The 19,705-nt window shown below is 37.8% G+C and carries 18 protein-coding genes and 2 tRNA genes; 8 read left to right on the top strand and 12 right to left on the bottom strand.

The genetic code is table 11. From position 1 onward, the window contains the following. The 4 genes from ACR2MV_RS04635 to ACR2MV_RS04620 form a co-directional block, all read right to left on the bottom strand. On the bottom strand, positions 1-290 hold a 290-nt coding region (locus tag ACR2MV_RS04635), incomplete at its 3' end, for a YHS domain-containing (seleno)protein (RefSeq protein WP_434020732.1). Between the two features lie 56 nt (positions 291-346). Then, positions 347-1,009 (bottom strand): hypothetical protein, encoded by a 663-nt coding sequence (locus tag ACR2MV_RS04630; protein WP_434020731.1) that lies wholly within the window; start codon positions 1,007-1,009, stop codon positions 347-349. Positions 1,010-1,316: 307 nt separating this feature from the next. After that, on the bottom strand, positions 1,317-3,509 hold the full coding sequence (locus tag ACR2MV_RS04625) for a molybdopterin cofactor-binding domain-containing protein (protein WP_434020730.1): 2,193 nt from the start codon (positions 3,507-3,509) through the stop codon (positions 1,317-1,319). Next, complete coding sequence (locus tag ACR2MV_RS04620; protein ID WP_434020729.1) at positions 3,506-3,982, bottom strand: (2Fe-2S)-binding protein; 477 nt, start codon at positions 3,980-3,982, stop codon at positions 3,506-3,508. Before ACR2MV_RS04620 ends, ACR2MV_RS04625 begins: the two co-directional genes overlap by 4 nt. A 102-nt stretch (positions 3,983-4,084) precedes the next feature. Between ACR2MV_RS04620 and ACR2MV_RS04615 the strand changes: the two genes are divergently transcribed. The 5 genes from ACR2MV_RS04615 to ACR2MV_RS04595 all read left to right on the top strand — a co-directional run bounded on the left by ACR2MV_RS04615 (position 4,085) and on the right by ACR2MV_RS04595 (position 8,382). After that, positions 4,085-4,552, top strand: coding sequence for a hypothetical protein (locus tag ACR2MV_RS04615; protein ID WP_434020728.1), 468 nt, complete (start codon positions 4,085-4,087; stop codon positions 4,550-4,552). Between the two features lie 15 nt (positions 4,553-4,567). Further along, on the top strand, positions 4,568-5,038 hold the full coding sequence (locus ACR2MV_RS04610) for a hypothetical protein (RefSeq protein ID WP_434020727.1): 471 nt from the start codon (positions 4,568-4,570) through the stop codon (positions 5,036-5,038). Between the two features lie 19 nt (positions 5,039-5,057). Beyond that, the gene (locus tag ACR2MV_RS04605; RefSeq protein ID WP_434020726.1) at positions 5,058-5,663 is read left to right on the top strand and encodes a hypothetical protein; all 606 of its coding nucleotides are present in this window, start codon (positions 5,058-5,060) and stop codon (positions 5,661-5,663) included. 96 nt (positions 5,664-5,759) lie between these two features. After that, positions 5,760-7,301 (top strand): arylsulfatase, encoded by a 1,542-nt coding sequence (locus ACR2MV_RS04600; RefSeq protein ID WP_434020725.1) that lies wholly within the window; start codon positions 5,760-5,762, stop codon positions 7,299-7,301. Between the two features lie 43 nt (positions 7,302-7,344). Continuing rightward, entirely contained in the window at positions 7,345-8,382 is a 1,038-nt protein-coding gene (locus ACR2MV_RS04595; protein WP_434020724.1) for an HAD family hydrolase, read from the top strand. 104 nt (positions 8,383-8,486) lie between these two features. Here ACR2MV_RS04595 and ACR2MV_RS04590 read toward each other — a convergent pair whose 3' ends face one another. Further along, positions 8,487-8,912, bottom strand: a complete 426-nt coding sequence (locus ACR2MV_RS04590) for a (4Fe-4S)-binding protein (protein ID WP_434020723.1) — start codon at positions 8,910-8,912, stop codon at positions 8,487-8,489. A 269-nt stretch (positions 8,913-9,181) separates the two neighbouring features. On the opposite strand from ACR2MV_RS04590, the gene ACR2MV_RS04585 reads away from it, so the two are divergent. Then, positions 9,182-9,985 (top strand): DUF2490 domain-containing protein, encoded by an 804-nt coding sequence (locus tag ACR2MV_RS04585; RefSeq protein WP_434020722.1) that lies wholly within the window; start codon positions 9,182-9,184, stop codon positions 9,983-9,985. A 30-nt stretch (positions 9,986-10,015) separates the two neighbouring features. Here ACR2MV_RS04585 and ACR2MV_RS04580 read toward each other — a convergent pair whose 3' ends face one another. The 7 genes from ACR2MV_RS04580 to ACR2MV_RS04550 all read right to left on the bottom strand — a co-directional run bounded on the left by ACR2MV_RS04580 (position 10,016) and on the right by ACR2MV_RS04550 (position 19,118). Next, a complete protein-coding gene (locus tag ACR2MV_RS04580; RefSeq protein WP_434020721.1) occupies positions 10,016-12,190 on the bottom strand; it encodes a multiheme c-type cytochrome in 2,175 nt (724 codons plus the stop codon). Positions 12,191-12,279: 89 nt separating this feature from the next. Continuing rightward, entirely contained in the window at positions 12,280-13,461 is a 1,182-nt protein-coding gene (locus ACR2MV_RS04575) for a porin (protein ID WP_434020720.1), read from the bottom strand. A gap of 17 nt (positions 13,462-13,478) precedes the next feature. Next, positions 13,479-14,552 (bottom strand): type II asparaginase, encoded by a 1,074-nt coding sequence (locus tag ACR2MV_RS04570; RefSeq protein ID WP_434020719.1) that lies wholly within the window; start codon positions 14,550-14,552, stop codon positions 13,479-13,481. Positions 14,553-14,575: 23 nt separating this feature from the next. Beyond that, complete coding sequence (locus tag ACR2MV_RS04565; protein WP_434020733.1) at positions 14,576-16,003, bottom strand: aspartate ammonia-lyase; 1,428 nt, start codon at positions 16,001-16,003, stop codon at positions 14,576-14,578. Positions 16,004-16,071: 68 nt separating this feature from the next. Further along, complete coding sequence (locus ACR2MV_RS04560) at positions 16,072-17,400, bottom strand: anaerobic C4-dicarboxylate transporter family protein (protein ID WP_434020718.1); 1,329 nt, start codon at positions 17,398-17,400, stop codon at positions 16,072-16,074. 78 nt (positions 17,401-17,478) lie between these two features. Then, positions 17,479-18,276: a DUF2490 domain-containing protein gene (locus ACR2MV_RS04555; RefSeq protein WP_434020717.1), complete on the bottom strand. Its 798-nt coding sequence runs from the start codon at positions 18,274-18,276 to the stop codon at positions 17,479-17,481. A 164-nt stretch (positions 18,277-18,440) separates the two neighbouring features. Further along, on the bottom strand, positions 18,441-19,118 hold the full coding sequence (locus ACR2MV_RS04550; protein WP_434020716.1) for a hypothetical protein: 678 nt from the start codon (positions 19,116-19,118) through the stop codon (positions 18,441-18,443). A gap of 269 nt (positions 19,119-19,387) precedes the next feature. On the opposite strand from ACR2MV_RS04550, the gene ACR2MV_RS04545 reads away from it, so the two are divergent. Both ACR2MV_RS04545 and ACR2MV_RS04540 read left to right on the top strand, forming a co-directional pair. Beyond that, positions 19,388-19,471 (top strand) — tRNA-Ser (locus ACR2MV_RS04545). 24 nt (positions 19,472-19,495) lie between these two features. Then, positions 19,496-19,570: transfer RNA gene (locus tag ACR2MV_RS04540), tRNA-Pro, on the top strand. Positions 19,571-19,705: the final 135 nt, after the last annotated feature.

Genomic DNA, 19,705 nt, shown 5'->3' with positions numbered 1-19,705 from the left:
ACCTTTATTTTTTCACCTTTAGTAGCCATCGCATAGGCACACCATCCTCCATACTGAGGTAAAAATTTATCCGGATCAGCTTTAAATTTCGCCAAGTTTGTAGCCGATGAAAATTTATACAAAACTTCATTGTGCTTTAGGCTGAAATTTTTTGAACCCTTCACTGCCTTCGCATCAAAATAAGAAACAACATCATAACCTGCTGCCCCATAATTATTCTGAACATTGACATGATTTTTTTGTGCGACAACCGCAGTTGAAAACAGTAGAAATACCCATACTAATCTCATCATCATGGTTTTTCTGGTTTAGGTCGCTATAAATAAGAATCCCTTGCAAATTTTATTTAATATTCAGGGGTTATCATGATATGGGCATTGTACCTGCCCGGAAACATGAGCCATGGATGGCTAGATTCATTAGGTGCCAAGGAAAGCCCTGTATCCTCTTGGGTGGCATATGGGATGTACACGACATATCTGTATTTCCCATTTTCATTTACTCCCGTATCTTCGTTAAAATATGCTCCCTCGCCATAATAAATATGAAGCGTAGCCGGTGCTTTTGGTAAAGCCATTTTTCCGGATGCTGCTTCCTTCTCTCTTATTTCTTCCCTCTCCTCTCGTGTTTTGCCTTCCGTATTTAATTCACGACCTCTGTCCATCATAGGTTCTAAGCTTTTATGATAACAAACCACCTGAAAACCATCTTTATTCGGATTATCAGCAATACAAATAAACTCGTTGCTGCCCTCCCGCAACATCATAAACTCACCAGAATTACTGTATCCATACACCATGGCTTCTTCTCTTTTCTCTTTTGGAGCAGCAAGAATGGCGGAGGCAATCTGCTGATCCGCACTTAATTCCTGATTTTCCGGAGGATAAAAAGTCGACGTCTCTTCAACTACTTCTTTTTCTGTTTTTAAAATTGAGTTTTTCTTATAAGAAGGCTTGGCACAACTGAATAAAAGAATTGATAATACGAGTAAAAAGATAGAAATTTTCATAAATACATGGCTTGGTTTATAAATGCTAAGATACTTTTTTTTCGTTTTTCAGACAAAACTACATCAGTCTGAATACTTTTAAAAATTGCTTGTGTTGCTTTCACACAATATTTAGAGGTAAGCTACGTTATTAGGTTATTAAGTTCTTAACTTTAATAAAATTGCAAATGTAGCCTGAAGTCTTTCTGGCTAAATTTTCAAAAAAAGTCATAGTGAGACGAAAAAAACAGCCTTGAGGGGGGCTTATGATCAAACAAAAACATTTAGTACTAAATGTTCAACTATTGAAACTTGCTATGACTTTTTTTTATGTAAAATTCCCACTGCCTTTCAGGGGCAAATTTCTATATCTTTTACCAGTTGCCGCGTAAATGGCATTTATGATCGCCGGAGCAATCACAGGAACTCCAGGTTCACCAATACCCGTCGGGGCCTCATTACTTTTAACAATATCAATATGTACTTCAGGTGTTTCATGAATTCTCAGCATTTTATAATCATGGAAATTACTTTGCTTTACAGCTCCGTTATCTACACTAATATCTCCATAATAGGCAAGTGACATACCAAAGATAACGGCTCCTTCCATCTGAGCCTTAACAGTATCTGTATTCACTACAATACCACAGTCAACAGCCGATGATACCTTGAGTACTTTTAAGCTGTTGTCAATGACTGAAACTTCTACTATACTGGCCACATAAGTGTAAAAACTATAATGAATCGCAATGCCCATACCATGGCCATCTGGCATCTCTTTACCCCAACCAGCATTCTTTGCGGCAATTTTTAAAACATTTTTAAGTTTTGAAGTATCTAAACTATGAACGCCATCGGATGGATACACACGATCGGATCCAATCAAATCCAATCTAAATTGCAGAGGGTCTTTCTTGGCTGCTACAGCCAATTCATCTACAAAAACATTAATGGAAAAACCATGAATGATATTGTATACAGATCGCAACCAACCTATTCTTACATGAGCCGCAGCCTCACCATTCTCAAATCGACTATTCTGAATTTCATAAGGCATATTGGTCATACCTTGTTGAAACTCAAAACCGGCACCATGTGTGACTCCTGGCATAAAGGTCGAAGTAATCGATGGATAAGCTGTTCTATGCAACCATGCAGAGACCGATCCTTCTTTCAATGAAGCTTTCATATACTGAGCGCTAATCGCGTGATAATAACTATGTTGCACATCATCTTCCCTAGTCCACACCACCTGTACAGGTTTTTGAATACGTTGAGACAAGGCAACCGCTTCTAAAACAAAATCCGGCTTTGATTTTCGACCAAAACCACCTCCTAGAAAAGTTACATGTATGGTAACTTTCTCAATATCAATGCCTAAAAAATCACTTACTTCCTGCCTGGTTGTTTGAGGAGCCTGAACCGGCGCCCAAACCTCACATACTCCATTTGACACCATTGCGGTGGCGTTTGGAGTTTCCATTGGGGCATGCACAAGATGAGGTAAGGTATAGGTAGCTTCAACAGCAGAATCAGCCTGTTTAAAGGCTTTGAAAACATCTCCCTTCTTCTTTATTAATTTTGCCTTCTTTTCAACATTGGCAATCATTTCTTGTATGAATTCTTCAGAGGAATAACCGGCGTTATCACCGCTGTTCCATGCAAGCTTTAGTGCTTTTTTGCCTTCAATTGCTGCCCAGGTATTCTGACCAATAACCGCAACACCTCCCAGTGCTCCAAAGGGCTTTTTTATTCTATCAAGCAATACCACCTGATCAACACCAGGCACTTTTAAACTGGCCGTATCATCAAAAGATTCATTTTCTCCAAAGGTCACAGGGCTTCTGGCGATGCAGGCATACACCATTCCCTCAATTTTAACATCCATCCCATACTTGGCAACTCCTCTAACAAAATTCTCAGCATCCACACTGATTAAATCTTTGCCAATATAAACAAACTTATCTGGTGATTTAAGTGATGGATTTTCCGGAATTATCATGGTCCCGGCTAACTCCACAAGATCCCCATAAAACAAGGTGTCTTCTGAATCTTTTCTTAAAACATAATGTTTTTCGGCATAACATTGATCTTCTGAAATCCCCCATTGCTTCGCAGCTGCAGCTACCAACATGGACCGCGCCATAGCTCCCATTTTTCTCATGGGTTCGTAAATAGTTCTGATACTTCTGGAACCATCTGTATTCTGATTTCCATAGGCATCATCTCCTGGAGCCTGTTTCACACTGACTCTTGACCAATCCGCATCCATTTCATCAGCAATTACGGAAGTCAGAGAAGTTCTCACTCCCTGCCCCATTTCACTCCTTGACGCGGTTAATATTAAATCTCCATTTGTTTTTAATTCCACAAACAAATTAGGTCTGAATACTTCCCCATCGCTTTCTGGCAATGAGCGCTCAGCGTCAGAATTCATATCACAGGCCAAAAATAGCCCCCCGCTAAATAAGCTTACATTTTTGATAAAATACCTTCTGGATTGTTTTGATGCAAATTTCATATACCTTCAGATTTAGAAGATTCTTCACCCATTTCTGCAGCCAGATGTATCGCCTTTCTGATCCTTACATACGTACCGCAGCGACAAATATTACCACTCATGGCTGTATCTATATCTTTATCAGATGGTTTTGGGTTTTTCTTTAATAAGGCCAGGGCACTGACCACCTGACCAGGTTGACAAAATCCGCATTGGGGCACATTAAGTTCCTCCCAGGCTTTCTGGATATTTGTATTCTCACTCTCTACACCTTCAACTGTAATAAGTTCGGAGTCTTTGACCAAGGATACTGGCGTAATACATGAACGTATCGGACTTCCGTTCAACAAAACAGTGCATGACCCGCATACACCCAAACCACAACCAAATTTGGCCCCGGTTAGTCCAATAAAATCCCTCAACACCCATAAAATAGGCATCTCAGGAGGCACATCAACTTCATGTATTTTTCCATTTATATTCAGATGTATCATAAATTGCTCCTTTAGTTAGGTTGTTTGTAAAGTTAGTATTTTTCATTAATTTTACATATTCACAATAAAAGCCCCTATAAATTCCACATTAATTTTTTTTACATGAGAAAAAACTTACTAACCTTTGTTATCCTGTTATCTTTTTTATTTACCGGCCTGGCTCAAACAAATCAGGATGAAGTACAATTAATGCAGTCCTTGTATGGAATGGAAAAAAGGGATATTGTGGGAGAATTCATTGAATTAAATGAATCTCAGGAGAATGCTTTTTGGGAATTGTATGATGAATATGAAATGAAACGACAGGAATTAGGCAAAGAACGTTATAAATTATTACTGAGTTACGTGAATGATTATGGCGAAGTGAAGCCCCAGGACGCGGATAACTTCATGAAACAGGCCATTCCACTAAGAATCAAGGCCGATAAACTTGTTGACAATTATTACAAGAAAATAAAAACTAGAACTGACCCAATAGTGGCGATGCAGTTCTATCAAATTGAAAATTACTTATCAGATGCCATTAGAATGGAATTACTGGAAGAAATATACACAACCAAAAAACAATAACCTAAAACACGAACAATGAAAAAACTTACTTTATTAATTGCAGCGCTATTTGTATTCAACGCCTCTTTTGCCCAGGATGATACAACAGAAGAAATTAAAATGATGCAAGAATTATTTGGATCAGAAAAGAAAGCCATTATAGAAGGAAATGTTGACTTAACAGGTGTTGATGCAAATGCCTTTTGGAAACTCTATTCAGAATATGAAACAGAGCGTCAGGACATTGGTCAGGCCAAACTGGAGTTGCTTCAAAAATATACAACCAAACAAGGTGCCTTAACCAATCAACAGGCATCTGATTTATTGGCTGAAGCTGTACCACTAAGAAATGCAGAAGATAAATTGATATTGACCTTTACAAAAAGAATTGGAAAAGCCACAAGTGCTTTGGTTTCAGTTCAATTTTATCAAATTGAACACTACATCTCAGATGGAATACGTTTTTCAATCTTAAACAATATCGATTTTATTCAAGATAAAAAGTAATTAAACCAAATAAGTGGCTATGAAAAAAATTATTTTATTTATTGGAATCACAGTATTGCTTTCAATAGAGACCTATGCTCAAAAAGTTGAAATAACACCGCAATATGGATACCAGGTAGGTTCCAAATATAATTACAACGGCGGCTACCTGAAATTTCATGGCTCGGATCAATATGGTTTGACCTTTGGTATAAATGCAACCGATGATGTTACTGTTGAATTTATGTGGGCTCAACAGAATTCAACAGTGAGTATAAAAGATGTTATCTTTTATCCAATTGAAGAAGAAGTGACCGAGATGCAAGCGAATCATTATCAATTAGGTGCCATCCATATGTTTGGATACAGCGATGCGAGACCCTTTGCAGGTCTTTCTGCCGGTTGGTCTACCTGGAACCCGGAAGAGGACTTATTCGATTCTCATACCACTTTTACCCTTGGAATCACCGGAGGGTTAAAATATTTTTTTACCGATAGAATTGGATTACGTCTGCAAACTCAATTATTAATGCCTATAAACTGGGGTGGCTTTTATGTTGGCGGTGGCGGCGGCGGAGTTACTGTTGGCGGAAGTGTTCTTCAACTCAACTTCAGTGGTGGATTGATTATTGGCCTGGGTGACTAAATAGAGAGTTTTATAAAATTAAAATAGTTCCGTGTGATGTTATCGCACGGAACTTTTTTTTATCTTTACTTAAATAATTTAAAACCCCCTTTTTTTATGAAAAAAACAAAACTACTCACATTATTTACAATGTGTATGATGATGGTTGCATCTGTATATGCACAAAAAAAACCCAATATTCTGGTTATTTGGGGTGATGATATCGGTCAATCCAATATCAGTGCCTATACCTTTGGTGTGATGGGTTATCAAACACCAAACATAGACAGACTTGCCAAAGAAGGTCTAATGTTTACTGATTATTATTCCGAACAAAGTTGTACGGCGGGAAGATCCTCTTTTATCACGGGTCAAAGCGTATTTAGAACCGGGCTCAGTAAAGTAGGTTTACCGGGTGCTAAAGAAGGTATTAGTGAAAAAGACCCAACCATAGCCGTGTTGTTGAAAGAGCAAGGATATGCGACAGGACAGTTCGGAAAGAATCACCTGGGTGACCGAGATGAACATTTGCCAACCAATCATGGTTTTGATGAATTCTTTGGGAACCTTTATCATTTGAATGCCGAAGAAGAACCTGAATTACCAGATTATCCGGATCCTGCGGAATACCCTAATTTTAAAAAGAATTTTGGACCGAGAGGTGTAATTCATTCATTTGCTGATGGAAAAATTGAAGATACAGGACCACTGACTAAAAAAAGAATGGAAACTGTTGATGATGAAACCGTAGCGGCTGCAGAGAAATTTATCAGAAACGCTGTGAAATCAGGAAAGCCATTTTTCGTTTGGTGGAATGGAACAAGAATGCATTTCAGAACACACGTCAAAGATGAGCTTCGAGGAATTTCGGGTCAAAACGAATATGCCGATGGTATGATGGAGCACGATATGCATGTTGGTAAATTATTGGATCTTTTGGATGAACTTGGTGTCACAGACAATACTATCGTTCAATATGGAACTGATAATGGTCCACATAAAAACACTTGGCCAGATGCTGGTGCAAACCCATTTAGAGGAGAGAAAAACACCAACTGGGAAGGTGGTTGGAGAACTCCTTCTTTAATAAGATGGCCAGAGCAGATCAAAGCCGGGTCTATTTCCAATGAGATCATCTCTGGAATGGATTGGTTCCCAACATTTCTTGCCGCTGCAGGAAATACTGATGTAATCAACCAATTAAAGGGTGGTAAAACAATCAATGGCCGCTCATATAAAGTTCATTTGGACGGCTATAACTTCTTGCCCCATTTAACGGGTCAAACTGATAAAGGTCCGAGAAAAGAATTGTTTTACTTCTCTGATGATGGTGATCTTACTGCGATGAGATATGATGATTGGAAGTTTATTTTTATGGAACAGAGAATGGCAGGAACATTAGGTGTCTGGGCGAATCCTTTTACCCCTCTTAGATTACCATTGATTTTTAATCTAAGAAGAGATCCTTATGAATCAGCTACCATTACTTCCAATACTTATTATGATTGGCAACTTGACCATGCGTTTTTATTGGTGCCTGCCCAAACAGTTGTAGGTAAATTTTTATCTACATTTAAGGACTACCCTCCTAGAATGAAGGCTGCAAGTTTCAGTCTTGAAAAAGTGATGGAAGAACTTTCAACTCCCGGAAATAATTAATTTTTAATCATAACAGGCAGTTTTACTGCCTGTTTTTTTTATTATGAATAAAATAAAATTCAAGTGGTTGACTGTTATGTCGGTCATTTTGATCGTAGTCCTGTCATGCAATACAACTTCGCATGAAGAGAAATCTCTTGAGAAAGATCAAATAAAAGACACAGATCCTTTACCTTCCTGGAATGATGTTAGCTCAAAACGAAACATCATTACTTATGTCGAGGCAGTTACTTCAAGAAATAGCGAGGATTTTATTCCTGTCAAAGACAGAATTGCAACTTTTGATAATGACGGGAATTTGTGGAGTGAACAACCCCTGTATTTTCAGTTGTTTTTCGCCATCGACCGTGTGAAAGCTTTGGCAGTTGATCATCCGGAATGGAAAAACACACAACCCTTTCAAGCTGTATTGGAAAATGACATGGCTGAACTGGCAAAACAAGGTGAACATGGATTGATTACGTTGGTCATGGCAACACATGCCGGTAAAACAACGGATGAGTTTGATCAGGATGTAAAACAATGGATTAAAAATGCAAAACATCCGCAAAAAAATGTCTCTTATGATCAGTTGGTCTATCAACCCATGTTGGAATTATTACAATATTTAAGAGACAATGGTTTTAAGACCTATATAGTTTCCGGTGGTGGCGTAGATTTTATGAGGGCTTTTGTGACCGACATCTATGGCATACCAGAAGAACAGATTTTAGGCAGTCGAATTAAAACGTCTTTTGACTATAACAATGGGGCTCCTGTAATTCATCGTTTGCCTGAACTGGATTTTATTGATGACAAGGAAGGAAAACCATTAAATATTCAAAAAATTATTGGTAAGAAACCAGTGTTCTCTTCTGGTAATTCGGATGGTGATCTGCAAATGATGCAATGGACTGCCTCAAATTCGTATAAAAGTTTTATGCTTTATGTACATCATACAGATTCCATAAGAGAATGGTCTTATGACAGAAATTCTCACATCGGGAAACTAGATAAAGGACTGGATCAGGCCCGGAGAGATGGCTGGACCGTGATTGATATGAAAAGTGACTGGAAAATTATTTATCCATTCGAAAAATAATTATGAAAACAATGTCTTCGAATTCTTAGAAGACATAATTTTCAATTCCTACTTCCCAGTAGTTGATATACCATTTTTTAAGATTGTTGTTCGCAAAGAAGCTACTATCCTTCAAAACCTGCTGCTTTGTGTTGCCCGTCGCAATAAGGTTTATTGGCAGAAGCGCCGCAGCGGCAAAAAGCTGTCATTTTATCCTTTGTAACAATGCTTCCATCAGGAGACTTTAAGGATATTGTTCCCTTGACCAGTAAAGGCCCGTTTTTCATTAATTCAACCTCCGTTTTCATATTATTATCTGTTTTTAAATTATTTTTATGCTCATAGGTTAATGCACCCGAGGGACACATGTCTATTTGTTTTTTAAGGGCCTCTATTGAGGCATTCTCTTGTTGGATCCAAGGTTTTGCATTAGGATTATATACCTTGGGAAGTTCTTGAACGCAGATAGCTGCATGAATACATTTTTTAGGCTCCCAAACGATGGCGAAGTCATCTTTTTTATATTTTTTAACTATGTTTTTTTCAGGCATATTTTTCTCTTTTTACTTCGTTGCAGTTCTGGCTGCAGGTCTTCTCTCAAATATAGTCAATTATATGCAAAATAGTAAGGTGGTAGAAAAGTCAAAATCAATAATTATCGACTGACAAAAAAAACTTTTTCTATTGATTCTCAAGAAAAGCTTAAAAACCGCTATTTTTGATAGACCAAGCTTAATTTATATTGGTTTTATAACAAAATCCAAGTTTTGATTTTAATTGACCGTTGCATCTTGATTACACAGCTAATTCCTGTAGTTTTATGATAAAAAGAATCTTCTTTTTATGCTTTATATCAATCGGTGCTCTTGGGTTTTCTCAGGAGACAGATCCCGAAGATGCATCAGTAAACAGTCAATTCTGGACAGACTTTAACGGAAAATACCTTCTTGACGAACAAAAATTCGTCAGTGGATTTGTAGGATATCGGACCATTTCTCCACATCTATTCGACAAGTTCATGGTGGTGCCCACCATTAATTTTTTGCATACAAAAAGCCCAAAATTCATTAAATCAGAAAAACCTTTAATTTCGTCATTTCAACTGGGTACAGGACTGTATTACACCAACAATAATTATGAACCTGACAATTTCGAATTTAGATTGATGCAGGGATTTAAATTTTTTCTACCCTCCATTGATCTCATCCCATTAAGAACTTACATACGTCTTGAAGAAAGGTTTCAAAAAACGTTTGATGGTTCCAATTGGAGTGTATCGGGAAGATTTCGTTTTAAAGTGTCGACTGTTATCGAATGGAAAAAACGGCTTTTATCATTCAACCAAGGGATGTATATTCCTATGAGTATTGAATTTTTTTACAATCTGAAAGAAGCAGATCGCTATAATGATGTGATACGTATTTCTCCCGGATTAGGCTATAAATTTTCAGAAGAATGGAAGGCCGAATTTTATGTTTCCTATCATCTCAGTAATAATACCTCCGAAGATGATGAATCAACCAATGATTTTGTTTTCAGACTAAGAATCTATAAATCATCCTTGAGGAAAAAAGAATACAAGATCAACAGTAAAGAAGAGGATTTAAAAGAATTAATAGAATAATTAGAAGCAGGTAATGACCCGGACTTTTTTCTACGCCGGATTTTGAGCCTGTAACTCCTGCATGATTCGATTTGAACCCTGCACATCCCCTGTTTCCTTCAAAATAAGCGCTTTTAAATATTTGACCTCCGAATTTTCTACTTCAATTTTCAGCGCTTTATTAATCATTCTTAAGGCATTTGAATACTCCTTCGTCTGGTAATAATAAGTGGCGAGGTTATACATGGATCTACTGTCATTCGGATTCAGTTCAATAGCCATTTTCAGATCCTGCTCGGCTAAGTCGTTATTTCCTAATTCAAAATTCAACAAGGCTCTTAAATAATAAGGTCTGCTTGCATTAGGTTCTTTATCCATCCATATATTAAGTGTCTCAAGCGCCTTATCACCTTGCTTGGTAATACTATAAGCAGTTGCCAAATTAGTATACACTGGAAATAACAAACTATCCATTTTTAGCGCCATTTCATAATGCTTGATGGCTCTTGGCACATCATTGGTTTGCATAAAATAGTCGCCCAACTGTAACCTTCCTGTTGAAAAATCTGCATTGCCATATAACATTTCTTCCAATTCAGTCTTTGCTTTCGATAAATTCGATTTATCTGACTCCGCCCAGTTTCCTCCATCAAATCCTATTAAAAGTTGTGCACTTCCAATTCGAACTAATTTGGTCTTATCGGCAAGATGCTTTTGTGCAACTGTTAATCTGTCCTGGGCATTCATATTCCTAAACTGCATCAGGGAATTATACCTGACAATGGCACTTGAATCATTTAATGCGACCAGCAAAGATTTAACATCCTCTTCATTTTCAAATTCTAAATTCCCTATTACGGTAGATCTCGCTATGGAAGGGTAGTTTAAATCATTGATAAATTCATTCAGTTTTTGTCTGTCTGAAACAGTAAGGCTACTGTTATTACTCATCAACAAATAATCAGAAAAATGAGGTCTTCGTTCTTGACCGTACCAATCTTCAACTTGTTTGGCCGCCCATTCTTCAGATTTATCATTATGACATTCATTACAGGCATTTGGCGTGCCGTGACTAACGCTTTGATCTGGTCTGGGAATTCTGAAACTATGGTCTCTTCGAAAATCATTACCCATGTAATACCTGCCGGTCATATGACAATTGATGCACTGACTGGCCTCCGTATTTTCCTTGTGAAAATGATGTTCCGGAACATCGTATTGTGCAGGGACATGACATTGAAGACATAATTTGTTCCCTGTCATTTTTAATTCATTGCTATGTACATTGTGACAATCACCACATTTTACTCCCAAGGTATGCATCTTACTTTGAAGAAAAGAACCATACACGTAATCTTCTTCCAGAATCTGACCATCAAGATGATAAAAATCTGAAGAAATATTTTGAACCATATATTGATCCTCAAAGTTTAGTCCAGGTATCATGTCACGAGTAAGTTTAACCCTACGTGCATGACATGGAGCACACATGTTCATCTGTGTGGCCTGGTCATCTCCTAAAACCATGTGCATATTTCCTTCCGTAGCTCCTGAATTCGCCCAGTTCACATGTTTGGTACCAGGACCATGACAACTTTCACAACTCACATTTATGGATGAATAGCTGGTATGGAAAGAATCTTTTTCAACAAAGTAGTTTTTCTTTAAGTTGGTTGAATGACATTCAGCACACATCGTATTCCAATTCTGTGCTCCCCTGCTCCAATGCAACCAGTCCGTGATTGCAATTTCATCTCCTGCATACTGATGAAACCATTTTTTTTCAATTGTATCCCAGGTAACCCGCAACACCTGTTTCTTCCCATCTGGAAAATCGACTATGTATTGCTGAAGAGGCGTCAGTCCAAAAACATAGGACACTTTATATTCATTTTCTGAACCATCTAATTCAATCGTTTTCACATAGTAATCGGTTTCTTTTTTTGAAAAATAATAGTCGACACCATCAATACTGGCCTCCACATTATTAAAGTCCCCTAAAACTGATTCTTCAGTAACCAATTGCATTGCTTTATCATGATGAGATCCTTTCCAAGAATCTGCCGCTTCCTGATGACAAGAAATACAGCTTTCATCTCCTAAATAACCATCTCCGGTGATGACTGAATTTGAAGAAATATTTTGGTATTCATTATTATTTTTGTCAGTCTTGCAGCCAAAAATCAGAAGTCCGAATACAAAAAAAATAGAATAATATGTTTTCATAAAAAAAAGATACAGATTGCTAAAATAGGTCATTCAAAAAAAAAGACCTAAGAATTTTCCCAGGTCTTTTTGTTTTCTTTTTTTCTTTCTTAAAAAATATGCAAAGGCGATATAAAGCCGATCATAAACCTACTGGTATCATAATCTTCGGCACCAACTCTTGATTTGGCATAGTCTGAATATCTATAACTCCTACCCACGAAAGTGGCAAAGAATTTCAAATTAATATTCTCCCAAGGATAGAATTCAAGAGAAGGAACAATTCCATATCCTTTTCGCCAGTCATCTGTTGTTTTTTGAGGATCAACATCTGACAACCATTTGGCAGTATCAATAAATCCGGAGAAACTGAAGCCCCATTTTCCGGCAAATCGATAATCGATTCTTGTCCAGTGACTATAATAGAGTGTATTCTGCAAAGCATAGGGATATATGTCATCAGGGACATCCCGACTAATGATACCAGTCCTGTCGAGATCTTCTTTACTCCATTTAAAATCATAGGCAATTGCCAACCGATCCAGCGTCAATTGATTCCCTAGAGCGATGTAATTTTTGAAAGTATCCTTCGCTTCATTAAACAATGAATAGGACCATAAAGTTGTAAACTTCCCATCCCAGAATTTCCCTCTCCAATTAACAACTGCAGCTAGAGGAATGTCGGAACCTTCCAAACCGGGAAGGCCCTGATACAATTCTTCAAACGTTTGGGTTCTTGAATTTAAAATTTGGAAAGAAAAACCGTGCTTCTCTGTTGCCTGCCAATACACACCTGCACCGGTTAAAAAGTTATCAGCCTGTTCTATGATATCTGAATATTCAAAAATATCAATCGGGTTTAAATCAAACTCAATTCCACCCCAATCGGCATAAGTCTTACCAATGGTCAAATTAACTTTTTCCGAAAGTGTAAAAGTCACATATGCAAAATCTACACCTTTAATTATTTTATCTATTGACTGAGGCTCAAAGGTACTCGTATATCTATGTCTAAATCTAAAATATATTTTCTCATGAACATAGCCTTTGATCTCGAGTCTGAACTGTTCTACTCTAAATTTCGTTTCCTGATGATTACCATCTGTATAGTCGCTTCTTAGCCCCATTTGCATATTTGCAATCATATCCACGTTGCTCAGCAAAGATTGCTTTCCGGTAGGAATCAAACTTCGATAAGTAGAAAGGGTATCTGACTGCCTATCCTGACCATATACAGACCCTACCATTGACAGAAGTAAGATTATAAATCCTATTTTTCTTGTGATTTTCATGATAGAAATTTTAAGAATTAATACGTATAAAACAGTTTCTGAATATCTTCTAAACTTCTATCTTTCTGTAAGGCCAGCATTAATAATACACGAGATTTCTGGGCATTTAACTCATCCGAAGCGATCGTCTTATTTTCATCGTCGTTCACCTCTGCATTTCGTAGGACATATCCTGTAGGTACCCTGGTGCTTCTTACCACAACGACGCCACTTTCTGCTGCTTTTTTACATGCTTCTAACATGGCTGCATTCATATTGCCATTACCTACACCGGCAATCACAATTCCCTTTGCTCCTGCTTTAATGGACATATCAATCAGATCCGAAGGTGTGTCTACACCACCGTAAACAATATCAACTCTTGGCAAACTCGTTACGCCGTCTACATTAAACTCACTATCCTTACCATGAATCCCGTGAGGTTTACTATAAAATTCATGTCTGCCGTAAATAACGGCGCCCGTTAAACCATGCATAGGAGACATAAACGTTTGAACAGAAGTTGTGTTGGTTTTGGTAACGCCATGTGCTGAATGGATCTGATCATTCATTACAACTAATACGCCATACCCCTTCGCTTTGTCATCAGCGGCTACAGCAACAGCATTGTATAGATTTAACGGACCTTCCGCACTTACTGCAGTAGAAGGTCGCATAGAACCCGTTGTTACAACAGGCTTATCACTTTTGACTACTAAATTGAGAAAAAAGGCAGTTTCCTCCTGTGTATCGGTTCCATGTGTAATGACAATGCCATCCACGTCATCCGTAGCCAATAACTCATTTATGCGATGTGCCAGTTTCAGCCATATTTCTACACTCATATCCTGAGAACCAACGTTTGAAATCTGCTCTCCAGAAACATTTGCCAATTCTTTGATACCAGGAACGGCGGCGATCATGGTTTCTATACCAACCTGACCTGATGTATAACCCGCTTGGGTTCCTGATTCAGCTGAACCGGCAATGGTACCTCCTGTTGCCAAAATAACAACGTTAGGCAAATCTTTATTCTGCGCAAAAACTCCTGTAGTGAAGGCAAAAACCATTGTCAAAAGAAAAAGTTTGTTAAAAAAGGAATGATTTTTCATAATAGTATTGTTTTAGTGTTATGTTATTTGTTTTTATATTTCGATTTATCTAATCCAGTCATATTTTCCGGTGCTAATAATTCTTCAATCTGGGCTTCTGTCAGTAGTTTTTTCTCGCGAACCAATTCTAAAATCCCCTTGCCTGTTTCCTTAGACTCTTTGGCTAACTCATCGCCCATGTGATGCCCCAAAACAGGGTTCAGTGCTGTAACGATACCTATCGTTGTTTCGAGATTTCTCTTATGCACTTCTTCGTTCACAGTAATCCCATCAATGCATTGCAATCTGAAAGTTTGCATGGTATTTGTCAAAATCTTCTGAGATTCAAAAATGGAAAGCCCCACCACCGGCTCATAGGCATTCAATTGTAAATCACCATCAGAGGCTGCCATATTTACCGTAACATCATTTCCAATCACCCTGTAGCTCACAAAAGCCATTAATTCGGGAATCACCGGATTCACTTTCCCGGGCATAATGGATGATCCTGGCTGTCTTGGAGGTAGGTTTATTTCAAACAGGCCATTTCTAGGTCCTGAGGAAAGATTGATCAAATCATTGGAAATTTTAGAAAGTGTGGTGGCCAGTGTTTTTAATGCTGAAGAATATACCACAAATCCTTGTAAACTAGAAGTTGCTGCGATCATATCTTCTGCATTATGCACCTCATAACCGCTAATTTGCTTTAAGTGTTTCACAACGTATTCATCATAACCCTCAGGTGCATTCAGGCCTGTTCCAATAGCCGTTCCTCCTAAATTCATGACCAGCAAAGATTCACTGGCATGTTTAATATTAGCGACATCCCATTCCAGCATGGCTGCGAATGAATGGAACTCTTGTCCTACGGTCATAGGCACAGCATCCTGAAATTCTGTTCGCCCCATTTTTACAATGTCAATGTTTGTATGGCCTAAATTCCTAAATGACTTTGTCAAAGCCGTCAATTCTTCTATTAACTGATCATTATATAGTAGCATGCCTAGCTTTAATGAAGAAGGATAGGTATCATTTGTAGACTGTGACATATTCAAATGGTCATTTGGGGAGATCTGCTTATAGTCTCCTTTTTGAAAACCAGCCTTTTCCAAGGCAATGTTCGCCAACACCTCGTTCGCATTCATATTTGTAGAAGTGCCTGCACCTCCCTGATATAAATCTATCATAAACTGATCTATATACTTTCCTTGAATTAACTCATTGCAGGCTTCCTCTATTGGTTTCAGTATTTCAGGCTTCATTTTACCTGCATCGGTATTTGCTTTGGCGCAGGCCAGCTTTACCATACCCCAGGCCTTTATAAATTCAGGATAATCATTGATATACTGTCCTGAAATTTGAAAATTTTCCATCCCTCTCGCTGCCTGAGCTCCGTAATAAGCATCTGTAGGAACTTTAATATCTCCTAATAAATCTGTTTCTGTTCTGAATTCTTGAGCACTCAGCCCCATTCCATATAATAGAAAAGGAAGTACGAATAATTTGGTGAATATCTTCATATGTATAAATTTTAAAGAGATTAGGTTAAATAAGTGATCATCAATGCTATGGCAACAGCAGAAAAAGTGGTTACTAATCCAGGCAACATAAAACTATGGTTGACGAGTTTATCACCAATCTTTGTCGTTCCTGTCTGATCAAAAGAAATGGCAGCTAAGATTGTTCCATAGGTCGGAAGCACAAAGAAACCATTCACTGCAGGATATAAGGCAATTAACAATTCAGCATCCAATCCAAGTGCTAAACCAACAGGCATCAGGGTTACAACAGTGGCAGCCTGACTAAACAACATAATCGACAGAGCAAACAGACCAAAACCAAAGACCCATTGATAGCCTTCAATGGCCTGTGAAATACTGTCTACAATGAGAATACGATTCCCTTCAAAAAAAGAAGACCCTAACCAGGCGATACCCAATATTGAAATAAGTGCTACGATACCACTTTTCATGACACTTCCACCGACAGCCTTTGCAGGATCCGCCTTAAAAACAATCATAATAAAACCACCTATGGCAAGCATGATGATCATAATTGCAGGTCCCATCCCAATCTGTCCTTCAGTCATTTCTCCATCAACCATCCATTCAAACGTAGGTCGTAAATCAGGGAAAATCCCAAGAACTACCACCATGATAATGGCAAAGAAAAACATGAAAGTAGATCCTTTTGCATTTCTAAGTGTTTTCTTATCCAACTCTTTTGCCGATTCTAAGGCAACTATTTTCCCTTCTTTTAAGCGCTGTTGATAAATCGGATCATCCGCCAGTTCTTTACCTTTTCTAAAAACCGTAAAAGACCCTATAATAACAGCAAGTATGGTAGAAGGAATGATGACCATCATCATCTGGGGCAAGCCCACACCTTTTACAGAAAGTATACCGATCATGGCAACTGTCGCAGCCGAAATAGGTGAAGCTACCAAGCCTTGCATAGCGGCAATATCCGTCATAGCAATAGGCCTTTCCGGTCGTATGCCAGACTTTCTTGATATCTCGGCTATCACCGGTAACAAGGCGTAAATCACGTGCTGTGTTCCAGAAGCCAACACCAGAATATAGGTTACTAAGGGAGCAACGAAAGTGATATTCTGCGGTCGCTTCCTCATTATTTTTTCAGCAACACCTACAAGGAAATCCAGTCCACCGGCCGATTCCATGGTGGATAGGGCTGTAATAACAGCCAGTATCATACCTAAAACAATAATGGGTGGGCTTCCGACGGGTAACTTAAAGATGAAAATAAAAATGACCAGTCCAATTCCGGCCATGGTACCCATGGCTATTCCTCCTAATCTGGCTCCAATAATAATTATGGCCAAAAAAAGGATCAGTTCGATCCAAAGCATAGTCTCAGTATTAGTTAGTTACTCACTAAAATACGAAGAAATCTTGAATCTTTTTACTCTTTATATATGAAGAAATTTTTATTCTATATCACCCACTGGATAATGTGGCAACTCTTCATTCTTTTTCTTTCTTAAATCTGGCGACAAGTAGAAAAACAATCTTATCGTATGGTTCAAGTCATACTGATAACCACTATATTTTTGTTGTAATACAGCCATGTATCCAAAATCATAGGCCCATTTTTTATTTAATCTATGGCTCATGCCAATAAACAGCCTATTTTGATCGAAGGTATTGTACACTATCTCTTTTCCGAAATGAAACAAAATTTCATCTGAAAGCACTAGTCTTGGCTTTTTTTCATCTTCAAATACGCGGATAGAAGCTGAAAACAAAAATCGTACACGGTTTGAAAATCTCACTCTGTTCACACTGCCATCAGGATCTAAAACTTCGTGCCATCTTTGTTCGTTTCGAATACGTTGCAAAAATTTTGTTCTGCCATTTACACTTCTCCAAAGTAATTGCTGGTATATTCTTTTTTCCAATGCATAATCCCAGCCTCCGTCAAGAGCTGGAGATGCCAACCACAATGCAGCTCCACCACCTGCCAATGAAGTCCTGTCATTAATCCAATAGACGCCACCTGCTCTCAAGAAATAAAAATTAGGATCCTTTATAAAATCATCTCTTCGAATATGAAAATCACCCATAACACCCCAGTGATCACTTAAGCGCCATGTTGAATTAATACTGGTCCAAAACTGAACTTGATTGTTAATTTCCTTTTCTTCCTGAGCCTGTGCAGATAAGATAAAAATTAAATAAAATAGTATGCTGTTTACCTTCTTCATTTGATGCACAAAAATACGCATTAGGCATAAATTCTACGTAAAATATTATGTGAATCTAAGAAAACGGTTTCGCAAAATTCTTAGGTTTTTTAGCCCTAATACATAATAATTGTTATGGCTTAATGAAACATAAAAAAAGCCTAAGTTGTAAAACTTAGGCTTGTTTCAATAGAATCTAATCTAACTTATTTTTTAAGTTGTTTTAAAACAGCATCCGCATATGGAGGAGCCACCTTAGAAATTGATTTTGGATCAGTAATATCAATGGCAATTACACCCAACAACTGCTTGCCTGGTTCCAAATCTAAATTATAAATAACCGTTTCAAGGTTGTAAGTCTCAGAAGTATATGTTCTGGTTTCTGAAGGAACATAAGTTCCACCATAACCATATCCATAAGGAGAATAAACACGTCCATAATAGCCACCAAATCCTCCATAATAACCACCATAATAGGATGGGTAATAACCTCCGGAAACATACCCTCCTGTTTCAGAAGTTACAATCTCTTTACTCATATCTTTTAAAACAGTAAGTACGATTCCTTTATAACCTTCATTCTTAATGATCTGAACCCTTTGACCAATTTGCTCTTCCGTAAGTTGCTCATTTTGTTTCATTGAAGGGAATTTCTTATAACTCTCTGTAGCGTCAACACCTCCGGCTCTCAATCTTTCAGCAATTTCCTGCTCAAATCTTTGTCTTCCTACCATATCATCCGATCTGGCGATTACCAAAATTTTAGCTCCTGCCAATGTTTCAATTTCATCAGCCTTCCAAGAATCTACTACCTTAATTCCAGAACAACTGGCAGCCATTAGAACCACCGCAGCGATCATTATAAATTGTCTAAATCTTTTCATATTCATTTTAATATTAATTAATTTTTAAAAAGTGTAGTACAAATATAGATTATTTTCATTGAATTGTCTTTTATTTTAAAAATAAACTCAAGTGCACGATTAGATTGTTTATGCCCCTATTTAAGGGGAGAACTGCCATAATTCAGAAGAGGTCAAAAGTTTTGTAAAACAGCAGTAATTTTTTAGAAAATAATATAAAAAATGTTTGGAGGATACTATTGCATATAATACATTTGCAAACCTAAAATTTAGTTCTTTTTAATACAATTGGAGAGGTGCCAGAGTGGTAATGGAGCAGATTGCTAATCTGTCAACGGGCAACCGTTGCCAGGGTTCGAATCCCTGTCTCTCCGCATAGAATTCTAATGATAATCGTTCGGGGTGTAGCGTAGCCCGGTTATCGCGCCACGTTTGGGACGTGGAGGCCGCAGGTTCGAATCCTGCCACCCCGACAAAGCAAAATCCTTTTAAACTGAAGTTTAAGAGGATTTTTTGTTTTCAGTCTGTTGAAAGCTTGCTTTCATAAGGACTGAAAACAAAAAAGACTAAAATGCGACAGCATTTTAAAGGATGTTGCTTTGGCATCG

It is taken from the genome of Lutimonas sp., assembly GCF_051011215.1.
Taxonomy (GTDB): domain Bacteria; phylum Bacteroidota; class Bacteroidia; order Flavobacteriales; family Flavobacteriaceae; genus Lutimonas.
This window is presented reverse-complemented; position numbering and strand designations above follow the sequence as displayed.